23 protein-coding genes and 1 pseudogene are annotated in these 23,053 nt (G+C 58.1%); 19 read left to right on the forward strand and 5 right to left on the reverse strand.

All coding sequences use genetic code 11. The annotated features are described in order from the left end of the window. Positions 1–26: 26 nt before the first annotated feature. The 15 genes and pseudogenes from AC3WJW_RS24635 (at position 27) to AC3WJW_RS24705 (ending at position 13,962) form a co-directional block, all read left to right on the forward strand. Positions 27–608, forward strand: coding sequence for a hypothetical protein (locus tag AC3WJW_RS24635; RefSeq protein WP_493727753.1), 582 nt, complete (start codon positions 27–29; stop codon positions 606–608). Between the two features lie 579 nt (positions 609–1,187). Further along, positions 1,188–2,039 carry a sugar phosphate isomerase/epimerase family protein gene (locus AC3WJW_RS24640; protein ID WP_116582688.1) on the forward strand — a complete coding sequence of 284 codons (852 nt, stop codon included), beginning with the start codon at positions 1,188–1,190 and terminating at the stop codon, positions 2,037–2,039. 14 nt (positions 2,040–2,053) lie between these two features. Then, positions 2,054–3,124: an isopenicillin N synthase family dioxygenase gene (locus AC3WJW_RS24645; RefSeq protein WP_493727754.1), complete on the forward strand. Its 1,071-nt coding sequence runs from the start codon at positions 2,054–2,056 to the stop codon at positions 3,122–3,124. A gap of 45 nt (positions 3,125–3,169) precedes the next feature. Further along, the gene (locus tag AC3WJW_RS24650; protein WP_493727755.1) at positions 3,170–3,964 is read left to right on the forward strand and encodes an ABC transporter substrate-binding protein; all 795 of its coding nucleotides are present in this window, start codon (positions 3,170–3,172) and stop codon (positions 3,962–3,964) included. Between the two features lie 64 nt (positions 3,965–4,028). Next, positions 4,029–5,576, forward strand: a complete 1,548-nt coding sequence (locus tag AC3WJW_RS24655; protein ID WP_493727756.1) for an amino acid ABC transporter permease/ATP-binding protein — start codon at positions 4,029–4,031, stop codon at positions 5,574–5,576. A 45-nt stretch (positions 5,577–5,621) separates the two neighbouring features. After that, entirely contained in the window at positions 5,622–6,410 is a 789-nt protein-coding gene (locus tag AC3WJW_RS24660) for an SDR family oxidoreductase (protein ID WP_429393034.1), read from the forward strand. A gap of 774 nt (positions 6,411–7,184) precedes the next feature. After that, the gene (locus AC3WJW_RS24665; RefSeq protein WP_095966922.1) at positions 7,185–7,961 is read left to right on the forward strand and encodes an ABC transporter substrate-binding protein; all 777 of its coding nucleotides are present in this window, start codon (positions 7,185–7,187) and stop codon (positions 7,959–7,961) included. A 111-nt stretch (positions 7,962–8,072) separates the two neighbouring features. Beyond that, complete coding sequence (locus tag AC3WJW_RS24670) at positions 8,073–8,762, forward strand: ABC transporter permease (RefSeq protein WP_493727757.1); 690 nt, start codon at positions 8,073–8,075, stop codon at positions 8,760–8,762. 12 nt (positions 8,763–8,774) lie between these two features. Beyond that, on the forward strand, positions 8,775–9,473 hold the full coding sequence (locus AC3WJW_RS24675; RefSeq protein ID WP_493727758.1) for an ABC transporter permease: 699 nt from the start codon (positions 8,775–8,777) through the stop codon (positions 9,471–9,473). Positions 9,474–9,482: 9 nt separating this feature from the next. Next, positions 9,483–10,595, forward strand: coding sequence for a succinylglutamate desuccinylase/aspartoacylase family protein (locus tag AC3WJW_RS24680; protein WP_493727759.1), 1,113 nt, complete (start codon positions 9,483–9,485; stop codon positions 10,593–10,595). An 18-nt stretch (positions 10,596–10,613) separates the two neighbouring features. After that, on the forward strand, positions 10,614–11,378 hold the full coding sequence (locus AC3WJW_RS24685; RefSeq protein ID WP_493727760.1) for an ABC transporter ATP-binding protein: 765 nt from the start codon (positions 10,614–10,616) through the stop codon (positions 11,376–11,378). Between the two features lie 123 nt (positions 11,379–11,501). After that, the gene (locus AC3WJW_RS24690) at positions 11,502–12,410 is read left to right on the forward strand and encodes a MurR/RpiR family transcriptional regulator (protein ID WP_493727761.1); all 909 of its coding nucleotides are present in this window, start codon (positions 11,502–11,504) and stop codon (positions 12,408–12,410) included. Positions 12,411–12,706: 296 nt separating this feature from the next. Next, the gene (locus tag AC3WJW_RS24695; RefSeq protein WP_493727762.1) at positions 12,707–13,225 is read left to right on the forward strand and encodes a hypothetical protein; all 519 of its coding nucleotides are present in this window, start codon (positions 12,707–12,709) and stop codon (positions 13,223–13,225) included. A gap of 8 nt (positions 13,226–13,233) precedes the next feature. Then, complete coding sequence (locus AC3WJW_RS24700) at positions 13,234–13,548, forward strand: hypothetical protein (protein WP_493727763.1); 315 nt, start codon at positions 13,234–13,236, stop codon at positions 13,546–13,548. A gap of 170 nt (positions 13,549–13,718) precedes the next feature. Further along, positions 13,719–13,962: pseudogene (locus tag AC3WJW_RS24705) on the forward strand (hypothetical protein). 378 nt (positions 13,963–14,340) lie between these two features. On the opposite strand, the gene AC3WJW_RS24710 reads toward AC3WJW_RS24705, so the two are convergent. The 5 genes from AC3WJW_RS24710 to AC3WJW_RS24730 form a co-directional block, all read right to left on the reverse strand. Next, positions 14,341–15,108 (reverse strand): ABC transporter ATP-binding protein, encoded by a 768-nt coding sequence (locus AC3WJW_RS24710; protein WP_493727764.1) that lies wholly within the window; start codon positions 15,106–15,108, stop codon positions 14,341–14,343. A 20-nt stretch (positions 15,109–15,128) separates the two neighbouring features. Next, entirely contained in the window at positions 15,129–15,842 is a 714-nt protein-coding gene (locus tag AC3WJW_RS24715; protein ID WP_007978207.1) for an ABC transporter permease, read from the reverse strand. After that, a complete protein-coding gene (locus tag AC3WJW_RS24720) occupies positions 15,839–16,528 on the reverse strand; it encodes an ABC transporter permease (protein WP_493727765.1) in 690 nt (229 codons plus the stop codon). Before AC3WJW_RS24720 ends, AC3WJW_RS24715 begins: the two co-directional genes overlap by 4 nt. Before the next feature lie 86 nt (positions 16,529–16,614). Further along, positions 16,615–17,403, reverse strand: coding sequence for an ABC transporter substrate-binding protein (locus AC3WJW_RS24725; RefSeq protein WP_493727766.1), 789 nt, complete (start codon positions 17,401–17,403; stop codon positions 16,615–16,617). A gap of 58 nt (positions 17,404–17,461) precedes the next feature. Further along, the gene (locus AC3WJW_RS24730; RefSeq protein ID WP_493727767.1) at positions 17,462–18,631 is read right to left on the reverse strand and encodes a M20 aminoacylase family protein; all 1,170 of its coding nucleotides are present in this window, start codon (positions 18,629–18,631) and stop codon (positions 17,462–17,464) included. Between the two features lie 132 nt (positions 18,632–18,763). Between AC3WJW_RS24730 and AC3WJW_RS24735 the strand changes: the two genes are divergently transcribed. The 4 genes from AC3WJW_RS24735 (at position 18,764) to AC3WJW_RS24750 (ending at position 22,481) form a co-directional block, all read left to right on the forward strand. Continuing rightward, complete coding sequence (locus tag AC3WJW_RS24735; RefSeq protein ID WP_493727768.1) at positions 18,764–19,714, forward strand: LysR substrate-binding domain-containing protein; 951 nt, start codon at positions 18,764–18,766, stop codon at positions 19,712–19,714. A 179-nt stretch (positions 19,715–19,893) separates the two neighbouring features. After that, the gene (gene gfa / locus AC3WJW_RS24740; RefSeq protein ID WP_493727769.1) at positions 19,894–20,472 is read left to right on the forward strand and encodes an S-(hydroxymethyl)glutathione synthase; all 579 of its coding nucleotides are present in this window, start codon (positions 19,894–19,896) and stop codon (positions 20,470–20,472) included. 333 nt (positions 20,473–20,805) lie between these two features. Beyond that, positions 20,806–21,615 (forward strand): glycosyltransferase family 2 protein, encoded by an 810-nt coding sequence (locus AC3WJW_RS24745; protein ID WP_493727770.1) that lies wholly within the window; start codon positions 20,806–20,808, stop codon positions 21,613–21,615. Between the two features lie 62 nt (positions 21,616–21,677). After that, complete coding sequence (locus AC3WJW_RS24750) at positions 21,678–22,481, forward strand: 2OG-Fe(II) oxygenase (protein WP_104448481.1); 804 nt, start codon at positions 21,678–21,680, stop codon at positions 22,479–22,481. The last annotated feature ends 572 nt before the right edge of the window (positions 22,482–23,053 follow it).

The following is a 23,053-nucleotide window of genomic DNA, read 5'->3' on the forward strand; positions in this document are numbered from 1 at the left end:
CGGTAAACGAATCGCAGGATAACCGTATGGATCACCGGTTGAAGGTGTTTGAAAGTTTTGTAGCCCAGTTCAATTCGTGGCCAGGCTCCCTCGGCCACCTGAAATTCAACGAGACCCCAGCCAATGTTTCTGCCATCGCAGAAGTCCCGAAAAGCGGCGTAATGCGCGATTATTTCGAACGGATAGACTTCTCTGCCCGACCGATGATCGGCGCGGACTTCAGCTTGCAGCTTTACGGCCCCCAGAACCTGGCAAAAGCGCAACAAGGCTGGCATACCACGGAAAAGGAAGATCCGGCATGGGGATGGAAAGACAGCTTTACGGTCTTTGCCGATCGAAATGGCGATGTGCTGGTTTTTGATCGCTGCGATGAGCATTCACCGATCTTCGGCTCGATTCAGAAAAGGTCGTTCAAGGTAGCGACAGACATCCTGGCGTTGATGGGTGCCTTGCAGGCGGGCATCGCCGTGCAAGTGCAGGAATTCAACGACGAAACAATCGATGAAGAGCAGAACTACAAACCCGCCTTCCTGCACAGAGTCAGGGAAGTTGTGGGCACCGTTGCAGGTGCAGACGTGAACGGATTCATGAAATTCTTTTTTGAATGAGTATGCTAAAAATCTTTCATCTGGTGCATCCGAGTGAACGTGCGTTACACAGAAAAAAACCACCTGCAGACGTTGAAAAGATCACCTGCACAGCGCCGCAGCTATCCATCAACCCAGGTTCATGGATAACCAGATTCTGGTGGTCCTGCGACGGTGTGAAAAAGATTGACGGTGTACGGGGACACGCCCTGAGGAAGTCAGTCAGCAATCGGCTAGCCCCTTCGCCGCCCGATATCGCTTGGCAGTCTTCAAAATGATGTCGTAGTAAAGGCACCCCTCGCCAACACCCAACGTAGACACGTACTCACCCACAAAACCCCTCCTTGCCAGCGGGATAAATAGCCAGCTATTGGTTGACGAAAGTCTGAAGTATTCATTTGAACTTTCGGATTCTTTCGCCCCTCGGCCTGTGCCTAACATCGGCTCCACAGCGAACCAGCCTCGGCATCGCTCAGTGGGACCGAGTTACGCAGGGATCCAGATCCAAAGGCCTCTGCCACCACCGACCATTGATCGCTTCGCCGCCTGGTGCCGTCGAAGTGCTTTTGCCGTAGGCCCTGGGATTTTTGAGGATCACCGATGAAGCTGGAAATTTTCCGTACGCTGTGGGGTTACACCGCCAGCAAGGCTCAGGCGCTCGAAGAGTTGCTGCAAGCGGGCTTTGATGGCATGGAAGCGCGTCTGCCACTGGACGCCCGCGAGCGGGCTGAGTTTGGCGCCTTTCTCCAGGCCAACCGCCTGGGTTATATCAGCACCGTCTTCAGCGCCTACGACGTGCTGCCGGATCAGTCGGCAACGCCTGCCGTCCACCTCAATGACCTCGACCAGAAGCTCGCGTGGGCCGCTGAACTCTCCCCGCGTTTCGTCAACGTGCTGGCGGGCAACGACCGCTGGTCCTTGGCGCAACAGGTGGAGTTTTTTGGCCAGGCGCTGGAGCTGGCGCGCAAGCACGGTCAGGTCTGCAGTTTCGAAACCCATCGCTCGCGTTCGCTGTTCAACCCCTGGGTGACCCTGGAGTTGATCCGGCAACTGCCCGATCTGCTGTTCACCAGTGACATCAGCCATTGGGTCGTGACCTGCGAGCGTCTGTTGAATGATCCGGCCGATGACCTGAGCGCGTTCATCGAGCGGGTTCACCATATCCAGGCCCGGGTCGGTTATGACCAGGGACCGCAGGTTCCGCACCCGGCGGCGCCCGAATATGCAAAAGAACTGGCTTTCCATCAGCAGCACTGGGAAAGCATCTGGCGTTCGCAGCAGGCCCGCGGTTACCAGGTCAGCACCCTGACGCCGGAGTTCGGCGCCGACGGCTACCTCCATCACTTGCCCTTCACCAATGTCCCGGTCGCCGACCTGTGGTCGTTGAACGTGTGGATGGGCCAGACCGAGCGCGAACACTTCGAGCGTTTCCACCACTCAAGCCATCCTTAGGGAGCCGATGCGTCATGCCTGACAATAAAAACAACAGCGCCAGCACTGACACACTCAAAGCCAACTTCAACAGCATCCCGGTGATCAACATCGCCGGTCTGTTCAGCTTTGAACTGGAACACCGCCTGGCCGTGGCCGAACAATTGGGGCGCGCCGCCAGCGACGTCGGGTTTCTCTATATCACCAACCACGGTATCGACCCGCAACTGATCGCCAACCTGCGCAAGGCGGCCAAGGACTTTTTCGACCAGCCCCTCGACACCAAGATGCGCCACTACATCGGCACCTCGCAGACCCACAAGGGCTTTGTGCCCGAAGGCGAAGAGGTCTATTCCAAGGGCAAGCCGGACCACAAGGAAGCCTTCGACGTCGGCTTCGAAGTCCCGGCCGATGACCCGCTGGTGCTGGCCAACACCCCCTTGCTGGGGCCCAACGACTGGCCGCAGCTGGCAGGTTTCAAGACAGCGGTGCAGGCCTACTATGAAGCGATCTTCGCCCTGGGCCGGCGCCTGTTCGGCGGTTTTGCCCTGACCCTGGGCCTGGAAGAAAACTATTTCGACAGCCTGGTTACCCGTCCGCCATCCAAGCTGCGCCTGATCCACTACCCGTTCGACGGTGCCGCCCATGACGCACCGGGTCTTGGCGCCCATACTGATTACGAATGCTTCACCATCCTCCTGGCCGACAAACCCGGCCTCGAGGTGATGAACAATCTTGGCCAATGGATCGATGCACCACCGATTGCCGATGCCTTTGTGGTCAACATCGGCGACATGCTGGAGGTGATGACGGCAGGCGCATTCGTTGCCACTGCGCACCGGGTGCGTAGCGTGAAGGAGGAGCGTTATTCCTTCCCGCTGTTTTATGCCTGTGACTACCACACCCAGATCAAACCGCTGCCCGGGTTCGCCCAGGCCGGCAACGACTACGAAGAGATCACGATCGGCGAACACATGTATGGCCAGGCGCTGCAGACCTATCAGTATCTGCGCCAGAGGGTGGCCAACGGGGAAGTTCAACTGCCAGGCAAGGCACGCAAGCCCGCCAGTTTCGGACATTTGAAAAATCAGGCGCAACCGTCCTGATTGAAGTTTTCAGCTAAACCCCTACCTATGCCGGAGTCAGTAAAAATGAAAAACAATAAAAAGAACCTCTTGTGCCTGACTGTATTGGCAGCCGGCATGTTCGGTGCCTCGGCGAGCATGGCCGCGGCAGATTCGTTCAAGGTCGGCATGGAGATCACCTACCCTCCTTTCGAGTCCTATGACAAGGACAAGAATGTGGTGGGTTCGGACCCCGAGCTGGCAACGGCACTGGCCAAGCACATGAACGCCAAGGTCGAGTTCGTCGACACCAAGTTCCCGAGCCTGATCCTGGGCCTGAACTCCGGCAAATACGACGCGATCATTTCCGGCATGTACATCACCCCGGAGCGCCAGACCCAGGCGCAGACCATCGCCTATGCCAACACCGGTGCCGCGGTCATGGTGCCCCAGGGCAGCGAGATCAATGCGAAAAAACCTGAAGACCTGTGTGGCCTGAAGCTGGGCCTGGAACAGGGCACCACCTGGGTCAAGGAATTCAGAAAGCTGTCCGACGAATACTGCGTGCCGAACAACAAGGGCGCCATCACCGTCAGCGAGTACCCCTCGGCGCCCGAAGTGACTCAGGCCCTGCTGTCCAGGAACATTCAGGCCCAGGTTGAAATCGCTGGCGCGGCAAAAATGATCGCGGAAAAGACCAATGGCCGGGTCGTGATCACCACTGAGCACCCGATCTATCAGCAAACCCTGGGCATCTTCGTCAAGAAAGGTAACGACGAAACCTACCAGGCCGTGCAAAAGGCCTTCGAGGAAACGAAAAAGAGCGGAGAATACGCAGCAATCCTCAAGAAATACGGCCTGGAAGAACCGACCGCCAACTAAGAACCTGTCCTTGTAGTCTGGTAATCTGCCGCCCCTGCGCGGGGGCGGCAGATCGAGGTGCCCCATGCAATTCGATTGGTCGTATTTCTTCTCCCTGTTCTCCCTGCCGGACTTCTGGAATGCCTGCGTCACGGTCATCCAGCTCAGTGCCCTGGCCTGGTTCATCGGCATGTTGCTGGGTTTTGTCCTGGCCACCGCCAAGCTGTCCCAATCGCCCTTGCTGCGCATTCCCGCAGCGGTCTACATCTGGTTTTTCCGCAGCATCCCCTTGCTGGTGCTGGTGGTGTTCGTCTACAACCTGCCGCAGTTGTTTCCCGGTAGCGGACCGATTCTGTCCAACCCCTTCTACTCCGGCCTGCTGGCCCTGGTGGTCACGGAAGCGGCGTACATGGCGGAGATCCATCGTGGCGGCCTGATTTCCGTGGCCAAGGGCCAGAAGGAAGCCGGGCGCGCGCTGGGTGTCGGCGTGCTCGGCATGCAACGCCTGATCGTGATCCCCCAGGCGTTCCGTATTTCGCTGCCCACCCTGATCAATGAATACATCACGGTGGTCAAGCTGACTTCGCTGGTCTCGGTCATCTCCCTGACCGAAATCCTCACGGTCGGCCAACGCCTCTATGCCACCAACTTCCTGGTCATGGAAACCCTGGCGGCGGTGGGCGTCTACTACGTGTTGATCGTCACTGTATTCGGCTATTTCCTGCAGCGCCTGGAGCGCTACCTGGACCTGAACTTCCGCAAGCCGCACACACTCGACGCGGCCACCATTGCCAGGTTCAAGGCCAGCGCCGAAGCCTTGCCCGACATTGCGCGCAAAGCCGCCGGCAACAACACAACGCCGATCCTGCAACTGAACAACATCCAGAAGAGCTATGGCACCCACAAGGTGCTGCTGGGTATCGACCTGAATGTCGATTACGGCCAGGTGGTCTCGATCATCGGGCCATCCGGCTCCGGCAAGACGTCGCTGATCCGCACGGTCAACGGCCTGGAAAGCATCGATACCGGCGACATCAAGTTGTTCGGCGAAACGTTCATCGAAGCCTCGGACAAACCCAACAGCTCGCGCCTGCGCAAAGGCGTGCGGCACATCGGCATGGTGTTCCAGAACTTCAACCTGTTCCCGCACCGCACCATCCTCGACAACATCACCCTGGCACCGCGGTACCACGGCCAGCCGGGCGAGCTGAGCGAGCATCGTGCCTATGCGCTGCTGGACAAGGTCGGCCTGCTGGCCCATGCCCACAAGTACCCGCACCAGCTCTCCGGCGGCCAGCAACAGCGCGTGGCGATCGCCCGGGCCCTGGCCATGGAGCCGCAGATCATGCTGTTCGACGAGCCGACCTCGGCCCTCGATCCGGAGCTGGTCAATGACGTGCTCAACGTGATCCGCGACCTGGCCAGGGAAGGCATGACCATGCTGATCGTGACCCACGAAATGGACTTTGCCATGTCGATCTCCGATCGGGTGATTTTCATGGAGAACGGCAACATTCAACTCGATGCCGCACCTGAGACCATTCGCTGCGAAGCTGAAGGCGAGAGGGTACGACGCTTCATGGGCATCGGCGCCCGATCGCCAAACCTGTCTGCAGCGGTGGATCACGCATGAACAGGCCGCGTTTAACATGAGCTTCTTTCTGTCAGGAACACACGCATGAATCTTGGAATTGCAGGACGTTGGGCGCTGGTGTGCGCCGCCAGCAAAGGTCTGGGTAAAGCCTGCGCACAGGCACTCGTCACCGAGGGCGTGAACGTGGTGATCACCGCACGGGGCGAAGACACGCTGAATGAAACAGCCCGTCAGCTCAGGGCGATCAATCCTGAAGTGACGGTCATCGCCGTGGCCGGAGACATTTCCACGCCCGAGGGTCGGGCGGCAGCGCTCAAGGCCCATGAGCATTTCGATATCCTGATCAACAACGCCGGTGGCCCTCCTCCCGGGGATTTCCGCGAATGGAATCGCGACGCCTGGCTCAAGGCACTGGATGCCAACATGCTGACCCCTATCGAGCTGATCAAGGCCACTGTAGACGGCATGGCGGCACGCGGATTCGGCCGGATCATCAACATCACCTCGAGCGCCGTGAAGTCCCCGATCGAAAGCCTGGGTCTGTCCAATGGCGCGCGCAGTGGCCTGACGGGGTTCGTTGCGGGGCTGGCCCGGCAAGAAAACATTGCCAGCCGCAATGTGACGATCAACAACCTGCAACCCGGCTCGTTCGACACCGATCGACTGCGCGACAACCTGGTCGCCGCTGCCCACGAAATGGGACAAGACAGTGAGGCATTCCTCGACGAATGCCGTCGCGAAATTCCTGCCAAACGCTTCGGCTCACCCGAGGAGTTCGGTGCGCTTTGTGCCTTCGTCTGCAGCAGCCATGCGGGCTACCTGACCGGGCAGAACCTGTTGATTGACGGAGGGGCCGTTCGCTCCAGCCAGTAACAACCGCCGGCACCCTGGGACGGATGGCACAGAGACTTTCGCCATCCGTCCCGCCCTCTCGACACTCCCCGCCAACCCAGTCGTAACACCCTTCGTCCCCCTCCCCCAAACAATCTTTTTTGGGTTCTTTCACCGGTTTGAAGGTCACTTCATTTTGTAGGAGCTGGCCTGCCAGCGATGGTCGTTAACGATAACGCGTGTGAACTGGATGAACGCGGCGCACTGGAGTCCATCGCCAGCAAGCTGGCTCCCACAGTTTCAGTGTGAGCACACCCCTTGTGGGAGTTGGCTTGCCAGCGATGGTCGTTAACGATAACGCGTGTGAACCGGATAAACGCGGCGCACTGGCGTCCATCGCCAGCAGGCTGGCTCCCACAGTTTCAGTGTGAGCACACCCCTTGTGGGAGCTGGCTTGCCAGCGATGGTCGTTAACGATAACGCGTGTTAACCGGGTAAACGCGGCGCACTGGCGTCCATCGCCAGCAAGCTGGCTCCTACAGTTCAGCATGGGCACGGTCCTTTGTGGGAGCTGGCCTGCCAGCGATGGTCGTTAACGATAACGCGTGTTAACCGGGTAAACGCGGCGCACTGGCGTCCATCGCCAGCAGGCTGGCTCCTACAGTCACGCCCGAAACTGATATGTTTTTTTTCAGTTATCTTGCATATGGGTTTTTATTGTGTCATTTATAGCCTCGCCGATCACAGGACTGATCCACCGCGCCAACCCGGATGGCGGGCACCCGTTCCCCCCATGCCCTCCAGGGAGTCAACAATATGAACAAGACAGAACTTCTAGGTGCTCTGGCGCTATGCGCTTTCAGCTTTCTGGCACATGCCGACGAAGACAGCCTGCGTATCGGTATCGAAGCCGCCTACCCGCCCTTCTCCTTCAAGACACCGGAGGGCAACGTCAGCGGGTTCGACTACGACATCGGCAACGCCTTGTGCGAAGAAATGAAGGTCAAGTGCGAGTGGGTCATTCAGGAGTTCGACGGCATGATCCCGTCGCTCAAAGTGCGCAAGATCGATGCCGTGCTGTCGTCGATGTCCATCACCGAAGACCGGATGAAGTCCGTGGACTTCAGCAAAAAGTACTACCACACGCCGGGCAAGTTCGCGATGAAGGCCGGCAATGTGATCAACGACCCTCTGGTCGACCTCAAGGGCAAGAAACTCGGCGTGCAACGCTCCTCGACCTACGATCGTTTTGCCACCGAGCAACTGGAAAAAGCCGGCGTCGTCGTGGTGCGCTACTCCTCGCAGAATGAGGCCTTCCTCGACCTCGCCTCGGGTCGTCTGGACGCCACCCTCGCCGACATCGTCAACACCGACGAGAGCTTCATCAAGACACCGGCGGGCCAGGGTTTCGCATTGACCGGGCCGGACATCAACGACCCGAAATATTTTGGCCGGGGCGCCGGGATCGCCGTGCGCAAAGGCGACAGTGCCAACGTTGCGCGCCTGAGTGCCGCGATCGACGCCATTCGCGCCAATGGCAAGTACCAGCAAGTGATGGCCAGGTACTTCGCGTTCGATATCTACGGCGAGTAAGCCGGCGCCCTGAAACCTGAAACCTGAAACCTGACCCCGGCGCCGCCCCCTGCAGGCGTCTGCCGGGGTTTGTCCTGCGCGCCTCGCGGCGCTCGCTTGAGGAACTTCATCATGCTCCACGGCTACGGATCGAGCATTCTCGATGGCGCCTGGCTGACCATCAACCTGGCCTTGACCTCCATGTCCCTGGCGATTGCCCTGGGCCTGATCGGTGCGGCCTTTCGCCTGTCACCGCTCAAATGGCTGGCCCTGCTCGGGGAAAGCTACACCACCCTGATTCGCGGCATTCCAGACCTGGTGCTGATCCTGCTGATCTTCTACGGCGGCCAGGACCTGGTGAACCGCCTCGCCCTGGCGCTCGGTTACACCCGCTATATCGACATCAACCCCTACATCGCCGGCGTCTGCACCATGGGCTTCATTTTTGGCGCCTACCTCTCGGAAACCTTTCGCGGCGCCTTCATGGCGATCCCCAAAGGCCAGGCCGAGGCCGGCGTGGCCTATGGCATGGGCGGTGCGCGGGTGTTCTGGCGAATCCTGGTACCGCAGATGATTCGTTTCGCCATTCCCGGGTTCACCAACAACTGGTTGGTACTGACCAAATCCACCGCGCTGATCTCGGTGATCGGCTTGCAGGACATGATGTTCAAAGCCAAGAACGCAGCGGATGCCACACACGAGCCCTTCACGTTTTTCCTCGCGGTGGCGGCGCTGTACCTGATGCTCACCAGCCTGTCCTTGCTGGTGCTGCGCTATCTGGAAAAACACTATTCGGTCGGCATCAAAGCCGCCGAATTGTGAGGGGAGCCACCCATGATTCTCGACTACAACCTGATCTGGGAAAACCTGCCGCTGTACTTCAACGGCGCCTTGTTGACCCTCAAAGTCCTGCTGATTTCCCTGGCCCTGGGCCTGGTCTTGGCGATTCCGTTGGCGCTGATGCGGGTGTCGCGATCGCCGCTGATCAACTTCCCGGCCTGGCTCTATACCTACGTGATTCGCGGCACGCCGATGCTGGTGCAATTGTTCCTGATCTATTACGGCCTGGCGCAGTTCGAAGCGGTGCGCCAAAGCGTGCTCTGGCCCTACCTCTCCAGCGCCACCTTTTGCGCCTGCCTGGCCTTCGCGATCAACTCCAGTGCCTACAGCGCAGAGCTGCTGGCCGGCAGCCTGAAATCCACTAACCATGGCGAGATCGAAGCCGCCAGGGCCATGGGCATGTCACGCCTGACCCTGTACCGGCGCATTCTCATGCCGTCGGCATTGCGCCGGGCATTGCCGCAGTACAGCAACGAAGTGCTGATGATGCTGCAAACCACCAGCCTGGCCTCCATCGTCACCCTCGTCGACATCACCGGGGCCGCGCGGACTGTCAGCTCACGGTTCTATCTGCCGTTCGAGGCGTTTATCACCGCCGGCCTCATCTACCTCGCCCTGACCTTCATTCTGGTGCGTCTGTTCAAGCTGGCCGAGCGCCGCTGGCTGGCGTACCAGGCACCGCGCAAGCACTAAGGAGCTGACATGGAGCACATTCAATACCTGTTGCCGTGGAGTGCCTCGGGCACCGAACGCACGCTGTCGCTGTTCCGCTTTGGCAGTGGAGCACGCAAAGCCTACATCCAGGCGTCATTGCATGCCGACGAATTGCCGGGGATGCGCGTCGCCGTCGAACTCAAGCGCCGTCTGCTGGAGCTGGAAACCCAAGGCCGCCTGACCGGGGTGATCGAGTTGGTGCCCATGGCCAATCCGATCGGTATCGCCCAGATGTTCCAGGCCACCCATCAGGGGCGCTTCGAGTTTTCCAGCGGCAAGAACTTCAATCGCGACTTCCCGGAGTTGGTCGATGCCGTCGCACCGCTGCTGGAAGGCAAATTGGCAGACGATGCCGACGCCAACATCGCCCTGATCCGCCGCGCCATGGGCGATGCCCTCGCAGCCCTGCCGGCACCGGCTTCGGAACTCGACGGCCTGCGCCGCCTGTTGCTGCAGCATGCCTGTGACGCTGATGTGGTGCTGGACCTGCACTGTGACTTCGAATCGATCATGTTGCTGTATGCGATGCCGCAACACTGGCCACGCTTGCAGTCCCTGGCCGCACGCCTCGGTGCGGAGGTCACGTTGCTGGCCGAAGGTGCCGGCGGCAGCGCCTTCGACGAAGCCTGTGCCATTGCCTGGCTGCGCCTGGCCGAGCGGTTTCCCGAAGCCAATATTCCCCTGGCGTGCGCGGCCACCACCATCGAACTGCGCGGCATGGCAGACACCGGGCGCGAACAATGCCTCGACAGCGCCCAGGCCATTCTCGGCTATCTCGCCGAACAGGGCCTGATCAGCGGTGACTGGCCAGCGGCACCGCCGAGCCGTTGCCAGGCCATGCCATTCGCCGGCGCCCAGTACGCCTGTGCGCCCCATCCCGGTGTGGTGAGCTTTCTGCAACCGCTGGGCGCGCAGGTCAAGGTCGGCGATCCGCTGTTCGAGGTCATCGACCCGCTGACCGACCGCCATAGCGTGGTGAGCGCCAGCACCGACGGCATTCTCTATGCCCGCGAACGCCTGCGTTTTGCCCAGCCCGGATTGTGGCTGGCCAAAGTGGCAGGCATCACCCCCATTCGCCAGGGTCGCTTGCTCAGCGACTGATTCCAGAGAGTTCAAACCATGTACAAACTTGAAGTTCAGGACCTGCACAAAAGCTACGGCGCACACCAGGTACTCAAGGGCGTGTCCCTGCAAGCGCAGGCCGGCGACGTGATCAGCATCATCGGCTCCAGCGGCTCCGGCAAGAGTACCTTCCTGCGCTGCATCAACCTGCTGGAGCAACCCAATGCAGGCAACATCGTACTCAATGGCGAACCGCTCAAGCTGGTGACCAACAAACTTGGCGGGCTGAAAGCGGCCGAACCCAGGCAGTTGCAGCGCATGCGTTCGCAGCTGTCGATGGTGTTTCAACATTTCAACCTCTGGTCGCACATGAGCGCTCTGGAAAACGTCATGGAAGCCCCGGTGCATGTGCTGGGCCAAGGCAAGAAAGAGGCACGGGAAAAGGCCGAGCACTACCTGGACAAAGTCGGTGTGGCGCACCGCATGCACGCCTGGCCGGCGCACATGTCCGGTGGCGAGCAGCAACGCGTGGCGATAGCCCGCGCACTGGCGATGGAACCGCAAGTGATGCTGTTCGATGAGCCGACGTCGGCCCTCGACCCCGAACTGGTCGGCGAAGTGCTCAAAGTCATGCAGGACCTGGCACAGGAAGGCCGCACCATGGTGGTGGTGACTCACGAAATGGGCTTTGCCCGCGAGGTTTCCAACCAACTGGTGTTCCTGCACAAGGGCGTTGTCGAAGAGCGCGGCGACCCGCGTGAGGTGCTGGTCAACCCGCAGTCCGAACGCCTGCGGCAGTTTCTGGCCGGGAGCCTGAAGTAAGACCGCCACCCGTCCACTGCTCGGCGCTGCCCTGACAAGGCAGGCTTGGGATACACTCCGGCCAACCTTGTCAGGGCATCAGGCACAGCCCTACTCTCACCTTCAGGAAACGTTGAGCCGGATATGCCAACCCCATCGAAAGACACCACCGTCTATGCCGCGCCGGTCATGCGCAAACTGACGGAAATCGTTTCCGAACTGCCACCGTCACTGCGCAAGGTGGCGGACTTCATCCTGCGCCATCCGCTCAAGGCCGCGACGCTGACCATCGAGGAGATGGCTCACGAAACACTGACCTCACCCGCCGCCGTCAACCGCCTGGCCAAAGCGCTGGACCTCGGTGGCTACAGCGGCATGAAGGCCGAACTGGTCGCAACGTTGCAGCAGATGGTCTCGCCGGTGGACAAACTGCGCAACGAACTGGCCCATCGCCCGGGCGGCGCGTTTGGCCTGCATGAGCAATTGCAGAGCGCCAGCAGCAACCTGGCCACGGCGGTGACCAACAACCACGCCGACACCTTTGAAGCCTTCGTCACTCGCCTGACCACGGCACGCAAAATCTACATCCTGGGGTTCGGCAACAGTGTTTACTTCGCCGGCCTCGCCGCGTCGACCCTGATGCCCTTCTGTGCCGAAGCCACGGCCATCAGCATGGAGGGAGGCAACGAAAATGCCGCGTACCGCCTGGCCGCGATCACCGATCAGGACGTGTTGCTGGCAATCTCCCTGCCGCGCTACTCCCTCGACACCCTGCAACTGGCACGCTTCGCCAATGAACGCGGCGCATCCGTGCTGGCAATCACCGACTCACCCGCCTCGCCGCTCACCGGCATTGCCGAGCACACGCTGTTTGCCCCTTGCGACCACCCGGTGCTGACCAGCTCCAACATCGCCGTGCTGGCCCTGATCGAAGGCCTGGTCGCCGGCGTGATGGCGCGCAATAAGGAAGCGGTCAAACTGGCCACCGAACTGACTGAAAGCGTGATGTCGTACCTGCACATCCCCGCCAGCGGCAAACCCGCGAAGAAGTGATTGCGTTGTGGTTTTGCCTTGCAGACCTGTGCCGTCACTGACAGCCATGGGTTGAATCCACAGTCGTTTTCTGCCTCTTGCGACGGGCAGAAAACGGCCAAAAGCGGACCCTCCAAGCAAGAATGTTTGCGTCCGCTACGCCATTCCACCAAGCACGATGCTGAAAGCGAGGATAGGAATGACAGTTGGCCGCAGAGATGATCTTGCCTTTTCCATCCTGTTAATCACTCCGGTTCTCCTTTACGCCAGATTAGGGGGGGGTCACTTCAGTTGAGAAGCTTGCGCGGGAAAATCAGATGCGTGAGTTTTACGCGAAGCAAGATACTGAATTCGTTTCAGCCGAAAATAAACGAAAGTCGGTAAAGACATTTGAGCCAAGGGGTTTAAGTAACCAGGAAATCCATAATTATCTCCAGAGCGCGGACGGGCAAAAATACATCGCTAAACTCGCATTGGCAGACCCTAAGGCATCATCTGCAAGTCTCTTAGAGAGAGTTTTTGGCCAAGTGGCATCAGGAAGTACTGTACCCGTTACCACTAGCATAAGAACGCCGCTTGTGAAGATCGTACCTGTGGGTGAAAAAGGCATTTCCGACTATTCACCATTGTTCACTACAATGGAAGAATTGAAGGCGGCAGCTAAGTCCGATAAAACTTTAGCGGATTCACTCGGTTTGCCGGTCATCAGCGAAAATGCCAGATATTCTATTTTTGAAATTAAGCCACTTGAGCCTACGGAAGTTTTCGTTAGCAAGGTCGCGCCAACGGTAGAATTTGGGGGTAGAATCACGAGAGCGGGAGAAATCGACAATTAGGAACCAGCATGGATATTCTAGCGTTAAAACAGGCCGCAATCGAGTTGCGAAAACAACTGGAATTGTATAAAAAACAAGAATCGGCAGCCCTGGTTTTGTATGAACAAATGGAATATTTGATATCCGCAGCTGAGCGTGGTGAGATCAACACCCAAGTTGAAGCAAGGGATATACCAGGCCATCGCATCATGGATGAATCAAACCTTCGGAAATATCGCGAGCTTTCGGATGCTTACAGCAATTTTTATGTTGAACTTATCGAGGGGCGTGGCTCGGACACGCTTAAAATGATAGAAGAGATCATGAAAAAAGCCAGACCGTAAAATAGCTACTTCTCGGTTGAACTTGCGCTGATATTCACCAAAAACCGAATTAATCGGTGATATGACAACAGCCCTACTGTTGAGCGGTCAGCAGTTTAGCTAATGGGTAACATTCCGGGCATCTGTAAGCGACTGGCAAACCCACTTTGGCTGATTACGCTGGTTGCCACATGCGGCAGCAACTCGTCAATCTGATTCATCTTCTGCGTCGGCAGCCGCACCAGTACGTCTTTCAAATAACCACAGCCGACGCACTAACGCTGCTCCTGCACGCCATTTGTGCGGCCATTGAAGAGGTGACTAAGTGGCTCTCTGAGAGTGAAGTGGGAGTACCGCCGCTAACGCGCCATGGAAACACTGGACACGAATGCTCTAGGCATCACGGACGCCATCATGCGACTACGGAGGTTGTAGGCATCATCTAACGCCCCGCGGCCCCTCCTTCATGAGCGAGACCCATTGCAATGCGGGAAGAATCGGACTCTTTGAGGGTGGAATATTGCATCCATTTGACCTACAGGCGCCGCAGTGATGACCGACCGGGAACGGTCAAACGCTGACTGCTGCGAGGGACTAAAAACGCCCCATTGCTGCCTGTCGCGAAGGGCAACTACCGGCCAGAAGCAGCCGGTCGGTTGCTGTGCTGACGTTAGTACTCGAAATTATCCTTCACGACTCGAAAGTCGAAATACTCTCTCGGCACTGCAGTCAGAAATCCCCCTTGTGAAGTCTGTCTCCACTGGGCACCCGCAATTGAACGCCGGTGCCTTTCTTTCGCAGATTAACGGGCAGCTACTTGAGACTCCCGGCCAGGAACTGCTGCAACCGCTCGCTTTGCGGCTGTTCCAGCAGCGTGCCTGGCGCTCCCGACTCCTCCACCCGCCCCTGATGCAGAAACATGACGTGGTTCGACACCTGTCTGGCAAACGCCATTTCGTGGGTGACGACCACCATCGTCCTGCCCTCTTCGGCCAGTTGCTGCATGACCTTGAGCACCTCACCCACCAGTTCAGGGTCAAGGGCCGAGGTCGGTTCGTCGAACAGCATCACCTCAGGCTCCATCGCCAGCGCACGGGCAATGGCCACCCGTTGTTGCTGCCCGCCGGACAAATGCACCGGGTACTGGAGCTCGACTTTTTGTGGCAGCCCCACCTTGGCAAGGTAATGACGCGCCCGCTCCAGTGCCTGCGCCCGACTGATACCGAGCACGCTCATCGGACATTCGATGATGTTTTCCAGCACGGTCATGTGGCTCCACAAATTGAAGTGCTGGAACACCATCGACAACCGGCTGCGCAGGCTCCGCAGCTGCCCGGGGTCAACCACACACAACTCGCCCCTAGGGTTTCTGCGGGTGAGCAACTCTTCGCCATTGACGACAATGCGCCCGGCCGACGGTTGTTCAAGATGGTTGATACATCGCAGGAAGGTACTTTTCCCGGACCCGGAAGAGCCGATGATGCTGATCACATCACCCGCCCTGGCCTTGAGCGAAACCCCTTTCAACACTTCATGGTTGCCGTAGTTTTTATGGATATCTTCAACGATCAATTTATACATTCGAGCAAGTCCGATAGGGGTCAGTGCGTGCGCGGTTTGAGGTAGGCCAGCCAATGCAGTTCGCCGCGTCGAAACAGCCAGATCAGGAAAAAAGCACAGGCGGCGTACAACACGCCGGCAATGCCAAAAGCAGTGAAGGATGCATAGGTCGCCGAGTTGACATCCCGGGCGATCTTCAGCAAATCGGGCACCGTGGCGGTAAAGGCCACGGAAGTGGAATGCAACATCAGGATCACTTCATTGCTGAAAAACGGCAGCGCGCGGCGCAACGCCGACGGCAGGATAATCCGCCGATAAAGCGTGAACCGGCTCATTCCGTAGGCACTGGCGGCCTCGACTTCACCGTGGGCGGTCGCCCTGATGGCGCCAGCAAAAATCTCGGTCATGTAGGCGCAGGTATTGAGCCCGAACGCGAGCACCGTGCAGTTGAAGCCGTCACGGAAAAACGCGTTGAGAAAGTCCTGGGACCGCACCACATGCAAGCTGTACACCCCGGTGTAGAAGAACAACAGCTGGATGTACAACGGCGTGCCACGAAACACGTAGGTGTAACACCAGACCGGCAGGCGCAGCAGCGGGTTGCGGCTGACGCGGGCCATCGACAACGGCACCGCCAGCAAAAAGCCCATCGCCACCGCCAGAATCAGCAACCACAAGGTCACCACCAGCCCGGAAAAGTGCGGCCCGTCACTCCACAGGTAAGCCTGCCAGTAGTTTTCGAGAATGGCGGTCATAGCGCAGCCTTCCTGACGCCGACCGAGTAGCGGCGCTCAAGCCACAGCAACACGCCATTGGAGACCGTGGTAATGGCGAGGTAAATCAGGCCGCCGACCAGGGTGAAGTAAAAGAACTGCATCGAGCCCTTGCCCGCATCCTGCGTGGCCTTGACCACGTCGGTCAGGCCGATGATCGACACCAGGGCCGTCGACTTGATCAGTACCTGCCAGTTGTTGCCAATGCCCGGCAAGGCGTGGCGCAGCATTTGTGGAAAGAGGACCTTGCGAAAGGTTTCCCCGCGGGTCATGCCGTAAGCCCTCGCCGCCTCGATCTGCCCTGCCGGGACGGCCTGGAAGGCACCGCGAAACGTCTCGGTAAAGTAGGCCCCGTAAATGAACGCCAGCGTCACGACACCGGCCAGAAACGGGTCGATGTCGATCTGAGTGATGCCCAGCCAGTCGGTCATCCGGTTGAGCAACATCTGCAGGCTGAAGAACAGCAGCAACATGATCACCAGGTCCGGCATGCTGCGGATCACGGTCGTATACCCTGTGGCCAATGCGCGCAGCAATCGATTGGACGATAACTTGGAACTGGCGCCAATCAGCCCGGCCAGGACGGCGATCAGCAATGAACAAAGCGCCAGTTTGACGGTAGCCAGGGTGCCCAGCAGGATCTGCGGGCCAAAACCTTCCAGAAGCATCTCACTCTCCTTGTTCTTGTTAGGGTGAGGTGAAGGGGGCAACAGAGCGCTCGAACAAGCGCCCTGCTTAAGGTCACGACGACGCCTTACCGGGAGCCGTAGACGTCGAAGTCGAAGTACTTGTCGTTGATCCGCGCGTAAGTACCGTTGGCGAGAATGGTGGCCAGGGCTTTGTTCAAGTCTTCGCGCAACGCGACATCGCCCTTGCGCAGGCCAAGGCCATCGCCGACACCGAAGAAGCCCGGGTCCTCGAGAGTGGCACCGGCAAATTCATAGTCCTGACCCGCCGCGGTTTTCAGGAAGCCGTAACTGGCTTGAATGGCACCCTGCAACGAGGCATCAAGTCGCCCTACTACCAGGTCGGCGTACACCTGGTCCTGATTCTGATAGGACAGAACGTCCACGCCCTTGGAACCCCAAACCGCTTTGGCATAGGACTCCTGGGTGGAACCCTGCTCCACACCGATGCGCTTGCCCTTGAGCGATTCGAGGGTCGGCTGTAATCCCGATCCACGTTTGGCCACCAGGCGTGCCGGTGCATTGGACACCTTGTCGGTAAACGCAATCTGCTCAAGGCGTTTGGGGGTGATGGTCATCGAAGACGCCACCGCATCGAACTTGCGCGCCAGCAGTGCCGGGATCATCCCGTCCCAACTGCTTTCCACCCAGACGCAGCGGGCTTTCAGTTCGGCGCACAACGCTTCGGCGATGTCGACCCCGAAGCCGGTCAGCGTGCCATCCTGGTTCTTGTACTCCAGCGGTGGGTACGTCGGGTCGACTCCCAGCTTCAACACCTTGCCGGACCAGTCGGCCGCCCCCGCCAGGCTCGAGGCCGTCAGGAACACCAGGGAAACGGCTGCAATCATCTTGTTCATTTTTATTCCTCTCAGACCGTAGGTTTTTTACAGGCACAACGGATGAAAATGCGCCGTCTCAACTCAGAAAACGTTCGACCAACTTGACCCAATAGCTCGCGCCTACCGGCAGGCAGCCGTCATTGAAGTCATAGCCGGGGTTGTGCAGCAGGCACCCGCCTTCGCCCTCGCCGTTGCCGATCACCAGATAGCTGCCGGGGCACTTTTCCAGGACAAAGGCAAAGTCCTCGCTGGCCGTGAATGGCCGCAAGTCATCGATCAGGTGTGCATCTCCCAGCCACTCGTGGGCGACCTCATGGGCAAATGCCGTCTGTTCGGGATCGTTGATCAATACCGGATGGCAATGCTGGTAATCGATGTGGACCCGGGCGCCGAAACTCTCGGCCTGGCCCTTGACCAATTCGGTGATCCTGACCTCCAGCAACCGGCGAACCTCGGGGGTCAGGGCGCGTACGCTCAGGCTCATCTCGGCGCTGGACGGAATGACATTCGAAGCGCTCCCGGCATGCAGGGAGCCCACGGTGATGATCGCCATCTCCTGCGGATTGACGTTGCGCGAGACGATGCTTTGCAGGGCCATCACGATTGAGGCGCCGACCACCACCGGGTCGACGGCTTTGTGCGGCACTGCGCCATGGCCGCCGTTGCCGATGATCTTGATGTTCACCGTGTCGGCAGACGCCATGAACGGTCCGCTGTAAAAACCCAAATGCCCGACGGGGTAACCCGGCACGTTATGCATGGCGAAGATCGCGTCACACGGAAACCGTTCAAGCAGTCCTTCCTCCAGCATTTTCCTGGCCCCACCCAGCCCCTCTTCCGCCGGTTGGAAAATCAGGTGCACGGTGCCGTTGAATGCCCGTGTCCGGGCCAGATACTGACCCGCCGCCAGCAGGATGGCGGTATGACCGTCGTGACCGCAGGCATGCATGACACCGTCTATCCGGCTGGCATAAGGCAAACCGGAGGTTTCCTGGATCGGCAACGCATCCATGTCGGCGCGCAAGCCAATGGACCGACCCTCGCCATTTTTCAGGGTGGCAACGACCCCGGTCTTGCCCACCCCGGTGCTGACCTCAAAGCCCCACTGAGTCAGACACGCTGCAACCCGCTCACTGGTGGCGAATTCTTCAAAACCCAGCTCCGGGTGCGCGTGAATGCTGTGACGTATCGCGATCATTTCATCTTGCATCGCGGCAATACCAGGCAGGACCAAACCGGCATTCATCAGTGTTCTCCTTCGACAGGGGCTGTACGGCAGCAAAAGCGCTGTTGGGCTCGATCTTAGGGAACTGGCGCTGGGCTGGGGAGGCGCAGTTTGGTTATGATGACAACCATGAGTTGTCACCAGGGTGAGCAGATGAAACTGCATCAATTACAGGCGCTGATTGCCAGCGCCGAAACCGGCAGCATCCGCGCGGCTGCTCGGTCGCTGGAGATTTCCCAGGCCGCGGTGACCAAAGCGCTGCGCGAGCTGGAAACCAGCCAGCAGTTACCGCTGTTTACCCGAACCGCCAGCGGTCTGAACTTCACCGAATACGGCAAAGTGCTGCTGACTCACGCCCGGCTGGTGATCAAGCAACTGGAGCACGCACAAACCGAGCTTGACCACATGCGCGGGAAGGCCCAGGGCCGGCTCTGCGTCGGGATCACCCCATGGGTCGCCCTGACCTTCCTGCCCGAAGTCGTGTCGGTTTTTCGCGAACGGATGCCACAAATCAGGCTGGAGCTGTATGAAAGCCTGATGGCCGTTGCCCAACCGCTGTTGCGCGACGGCAGCATGGATTTCGCGATTGGCCAACTCCATCCCACCCAGTCGACCCAGGAATTCGCCAGCGAAACCTTGCTCGATTACCAGACCTCGGTGCTGGTCCGCGAAGGTCACGCCCGACAGCATGCGCGATCGATTCACGAGTTGCTGGAAGAAAACTGGACCCTGAACTACGCGCCGGACGGGCACGATGGGCTGATGCAGGAACTGTTCTGGAAACACGGCGCGCAGATTGACGAGAATCGAATCCTGCGCGCTCATTCACTGGCCATTTTGCAGATGATGGTCGAGCGGGCCGACATGTGCACCTGGGGGCCTTCCATCGTGAGCACCGCCCCGCCATTTCTGGGGCGTGTGGTATCCCTGGAGCTCGCCGAGCAGTTCGAGCCCCGGCAGCTGAGCATCGTGACGCGCCGCAATGGCGCACTGAGCAACCCGGCAGTCTGCTTCACCGAATGCCTGTTGCAGGTGATTCGGCGCCATGCGCGCTCGGCAAAAAAAGAGGACCGCGCGCTGTTTGAAACCTTGCGGCTGCGGTGAGGTGAGCCTGGCCGCGCTCAAGGCGTCATCGCAGACTATTCTTGATCTGGGTAACCAACCGGTCGCCCCGAAGGAGGTCACTCGTTTATGCACTGTGTCCTTTTCAAAATCCGCTGATCCAATGGTCTGGGGCACGGCCCCAGGCACCTTTGTCTGCCCCCTGAAACGGAGACGCCAGCATGAGCACCCTGCAACTCCACCCTGCACTGGACAATGGTATCCAACCCGCCGCCGCGAATTTCACAGGCGGTACCCTGCAATGCCTGTGTGCGACCGACAAGGTCGAGGTCAGGATCGACGCACAAACCCTGCATAACCACGCGTGCGGTTGCAGCAAATGCTGGAAACCACAAAACGCGATATTCGCCGTCATCGCCGTGGTGCCTCGAGATAAGGTCAGCGTCATTGCCCACGGCGAAAAACTGGCGATTGTCGACGAAGCCGCCACCATCCAGCGCCACGCCTGCAAGCAGTGTCACACCCATCTCTTCGGGCGCATCGAGAACAAGGACCATGCGTTTTATGGCCTGGACTTCGTCCACACCGAGCTTTCGCCACAGCGCGGATGGGCGGCGCCGGGATTCGCGGCGTTCGTGTCCTCCATCATCGAAACCGGCACACCGCCAGCGCAAATGAAGGCTATCCGCGAGCGCTTGCGCTCGATCGGCCTGGAACCCTACGACTGCCTGTCCCCGGACTTGATGGACGCACTGGCGACCCATGTCGCCAAACAGAAAGGCGTGTTGCCCGCCGCCTGATTGATCGGTCGCCGCGGTTTCTTGTCCGGACCGCGGCTCCGATTCACCTTGAGATAGAATCCAGTCCCCCTACCCCGGATGAACTCATTCCCCCCCATCCGATGTAACGAACTATTTCGTGGATATTTACCTATAGAGAGGATCCTTATACGATGAGGCCCGCATCCACTGCTCTCCCTCAGGCGCGAGTAAGCCATGTAAATTTAGTGCATGACAAGGCGACTTGAAAATTGAGCTTTACAGACGAAAAATCTTGCGCGGGCAAATACGCGAAACCGGACACGGACTCAATCGCCCCCACCTATAAATACAATATCATTGAGCACCCGAACAATGAACAGTACTAGCCCTCCGACTGACTTCCCCAATAATTTCAGCATCGTCATAGTGAATTACAAGACACCGGAAATCACCAAGATATGCTTAGAGTTATTGCACCAGCACGTGGGTGACAAGAACGTCCCAGTCTGGGTGGTCGACAACTACTCGGCCGATGAAAGTACTCAATACTTGCGAACACTTGACTGGATCAATTTAATCGAACGATCCATTTCCGAACCGGAAGCAGGCCATATCGCGCACGGCAAGGCACTCGACATGGTGTTGGAGCGGGTTGAAACCGATTATTTGCTCTTGATGCATACCGATACGTTTGTTTTCGATAAAAATATTTTTCCGATGATAATGAACAAGTGCATCAATAATAAAAAAGTCGTAGCCGTCGGGTGTGTAGAGCAATTGAATCGTGGCACCGCGAGAACTGTCTGGCGCTATAGCTCGCGACTATTCAAACACCACTACAGACGCCTTAAAATTTCCATGGGATTACGTTCCAGAGAACCAAAACCATACAAAGAAGTCTACTTGAAGAGCTTCTTCACATTGTGGAACTGCAAACTCGTCAAGCAGCACGGCATGCACTTTTCGATGGATGATCGTGTTCCTGGATATACCCTTCAAGACCAGATGACCGAGCTTGGTTATGTCGTTGAGACTTTATCGCCACGTAAAATTTTCAGTTATCTTGATCATATCCAGGCGGGGACTGTCGCAGCGACTGGCGGCTATGGAAAGACTCATAGACGAACCAAAATGTACAATAATATACTTAAGCGCCTGAACAAGGGTGACGGCAAGGCTTAAGCCACGCCGACACGTATGAGTCAGTCACCCGCAGGTCGTTACATCAAGTTATCGGAGCAATAATGGCAGTCATCACTCAGGCACTACCCATCACCCTCTCACCGGAGCTTGATTTCGACCAGAACGACGCCAGCGCCTTTGGTGAGTCATTGACTGGCCAATATGTTCAGGCTACGCCCTTTCCGCACATCGTCATCGACAACTTCCTGCACGAAGACCTGATTGCAAGCATTTGCTCGAATTTCCCGGTCGAGCCAACCAACAACGAAATGCTCTACGAGCGCGGCTACAAAGGGCAACGAAAACGTCAAATCAGTCCAAACGAATGTTCTCCATTTTTAAAGACTGTCTTCAATGCTTTCAACTCGGCACCCATGCTGCAGTTTCTTGAAAAGTTAACAGGCATCGAAGGCTTGATACCTGACCCCTACTTCACCGGTGGCGGTCTGCACGAAACAAAAAGTGGCGGTTTCCTGGGGGTGCACTCGGACTTCAGGCTCAACAAAAAGCTTAACGTCGAGCGCAGACTGAATATTATTATTTATCTGAACGAAGACTGGAAAGAGGAGTATGGAGGCAACTTGGAACTTTGGGATGTCAACATGAAAACCTGTCTTAAAAAGGTCTTGCCCATTTACAATCGCTGCGTCGTTTTCAACACAGACAAAGACAGCAACCATGGGCACCCGGAGCCTTTGACGACCCCAGAGCACATTACTCGCCGGTCTATCGCGCTTTATTACTATACCGCGGGCACCTTGGCGATCGATCCCGCGCAAAGAAACAAAACCCACTACAAACCAAGACCCAAAGATCGTTTCAGCCTCAAGTACTACATGAACAAATTAATCAAGAAGAAGAACTGAGCCATACCGCCAGACGATTGAGTTCGTGCTTTTCAGGCTTTAGCTCGGTGCCCGGTCGCGACTAGGTCCGCCTGGCATCAGCATTTTTTGCACGGTCGCGCGCCGGCAAGCCAAAAGCCTCTGGATCGCTCCTGCTGCAAGGGTAACGGAACGGAAACGCGAACGAGGGTGTCAGCTGTTTAGACACCCCTGTTTCTTCCCTCAACCCAAATGAAGCGGTGAAGTCATGAACAATATTATCTACCTCGTTGGCGCCGTCGTGATCGTCCTGTTTATCCTGTCATTTGTCGGCATGGTCTGATCCGGACTGCCAGATGCCAAAGGCAATAAAGCCCGCTCGATAGCGGGCTTCGTCATCGGTTTTTTTGGTTGTTCACGTAATTCCGGGGAGCCCCGATAACTGCAGGAGCCGGCTTGCTGGCGATGGCGGGCTGGCGGATTTTGTTGGTGGCGGCCGCCTATGATTCCGCTTTTACAGCGGGTTACCTGGAAGAGCGGAACGCCGCCCGGCCTGTAGGAGCGAGCTTGCTCGCGATGGAGGTCAACGATGATGCGGGGAGCCTGACACCCCG

Source organism: Pseudomonas sp. GW821-FHT07G06 (genome assembly GCF_058986625.1).

What these genes read in the sequence shown, in the direction of transcription:
- AC3WJW_RS24735 (WP_493727768.1), top strand. Translation starts at nt 18,764, where the DNA reads ATGAAACTGCATCAATTACAGGCGCTGATTGCCAGCGCCGAAACCGGC.
- AC3WJW_RS24675 (WP_493727758.1), top strand. Translation starts at nt 8,775, where the DNA reads ATGATTCTCGACTACAACCTGATCTGGGAAAACCTGCCGCTGTACTTC.
- gfa (WP_493727769.1), top strand. Translation starts at nt 19,894, where the DNA reads ATGAGCACCCTGCAACTCCACCCTGCACTGGACAATGGTATCCAACCC.
- AC3WJW_RS24665 (WP_095966922.1), top strand. Translation starts at nt 7,185, where the DNA reads ATGAACAAGACAGAACTTCTAGGTGCTCTGGCGCTATGCGCTTTCAGC.
- AC3WJW_RS24660 (WP_429393034.1), top strand. Translation starts at nt 5,622, where the DNA reads ATGAATCTTGGAATTGCAGGACGTTGGGCGCTGGTGTGCGCCGCCAGC.
- AC3WJW_RS24635 (WP_493727753.1), top strand. Translation starts at nt 27, where the DNA reads ATGGATCACCGGTTGAAGGTGTTTGAAAGTTTTGTAGCCCAGTTCAAT.
- AC3WJW_RS24725 (WP_493727766.1), bottom strand. Translation starts at nt 17,403, where the DNA reads ATGAACAAGATGATTGCAGCCGTTTCCCTGGTGTTCCTGACGGCCTCG.
- AC3WJW_RS24685 (WP_493727760.1), top strand. Translation starts at nt 10,614, where the DNA reads ATGTACAAACTTGAAGTTCAGGACCTGCACAAAAGCTACGGCGCACAC.
- AC3WJW_RS24730 (WP_493727767.1), bottom strand. Translation starts at nt 18,631, where the DNA reads ATGAATGCCGGTTTGGTCCTGCCTGGTATTGCCGCGATGCAAGATGAA.
- AC3WJW_RS24700 (WP_493727763.1), top strand. Translation starts at nt 13,234, where the DNA reads ATGGATATTCTAGCGTTAAAACAGGCCGCAATCGAGTTGCGAAAACAA.
- AC3WJW_RS24710 (WP_493727764.1), bottom strand. Translation starts at nt 15,108, where the DNA reads ATGTATAAATTGATCGTTGAAGATATCCATAAAAACTACGGCAACCAT.
- AC3WJW_RS24695 (WP_493727762.1), top strand. Translation starts at nt 12,707, where the DNA reads ATGCGTGAGTTTTACGCGAAGCAAGATACTGAATTCGTTTCAGCCGAA.
- AC3WJW_RS24715 (WP_007978207.1), bottom strand. Translation starts at nt 15,842, where the DNA reads ATGACCGCCATTCTCGAAAACTACTGGCAGGCTTACCTGTGGAGTGAC.
- AC3WJW_RS24680 (WP_493727759.1), top strand. Translation starts at nt 9,483, where the DNA reads ATGGAGCACATTCAATACCTGTTGCCGTGGAGTGCCTCGGGCACCGAA.
- AC3WJW_RS24745 (WP_493727770.1), top strand. Translation starts at nt 20,806, where the DNA reads ATGAACAGTACTAGCCCTCCGACTGACTTCCCCAATAATTTCAGCATC.
- AC3WJW_RS24645 (WP_493727754.1), top strand. Translation starts at nt 2,054, where the DNA reads ATGCCTGACAATAAAAACAACAGCGCCAGCACTGACACACTCAAAGCC.
- AC3WJW_RS24655 (WP_493727756.1), top strand. Translation starts at nt 4,029, where the DNA reads ATGCAATTCGATTGGTCGTATTTCTTCTCCCTGTTCTCCCTGCCGGAC.
- AC3WJW_RS24750 (WP_104448481.1), top strand. Translation starts at nt 21,678, where the DNA reads ATGGCAGTCATCACTCAGGCACTACCCATCACCCTCTCACCGGAGCTT.
- AC3WJW_RS24720 (WP_493727765.1), bottom strand. Translation starts at nt 16,528, where the DNA reads ATGCTTCTGGAAGGTTTTGGCCCGCAGATCCTGCTGGGCACCCTGGCT.
- AC3WJW_RS24650 (WP_493727755.1), top strand. Translation starts at nt 3,170, where the DNA reads ATGAAAAACAATAAAAAGAACCTCTTGTGCCTGACTGTATTGGCAGCC.
- AC3WJW_RS24670 (WP_493727757.1), top strand. Translation starts at nt 8,073, where the DNA reads ATGCTCCACGGCTACGGATCGAGCATTCTCGATGGCGCCTGGCTGACC.
- AC3WJW_RS24640 (WP_116582688.1), top strand. Translation starts at nt 1,188, where the DNA reads ATGAAGCTGGAAATTTTCCGTACGCTGTGGGGTTACACCGCCAGCAAG.
- AC3WJW_RS24690 (WP_493727761.1), top strand. Translation starts at nt 11,502, where the DNA reads ATGCCAACCCCATCGAAAGACACCACCGTCTATGCCGCGCCGGTCATG.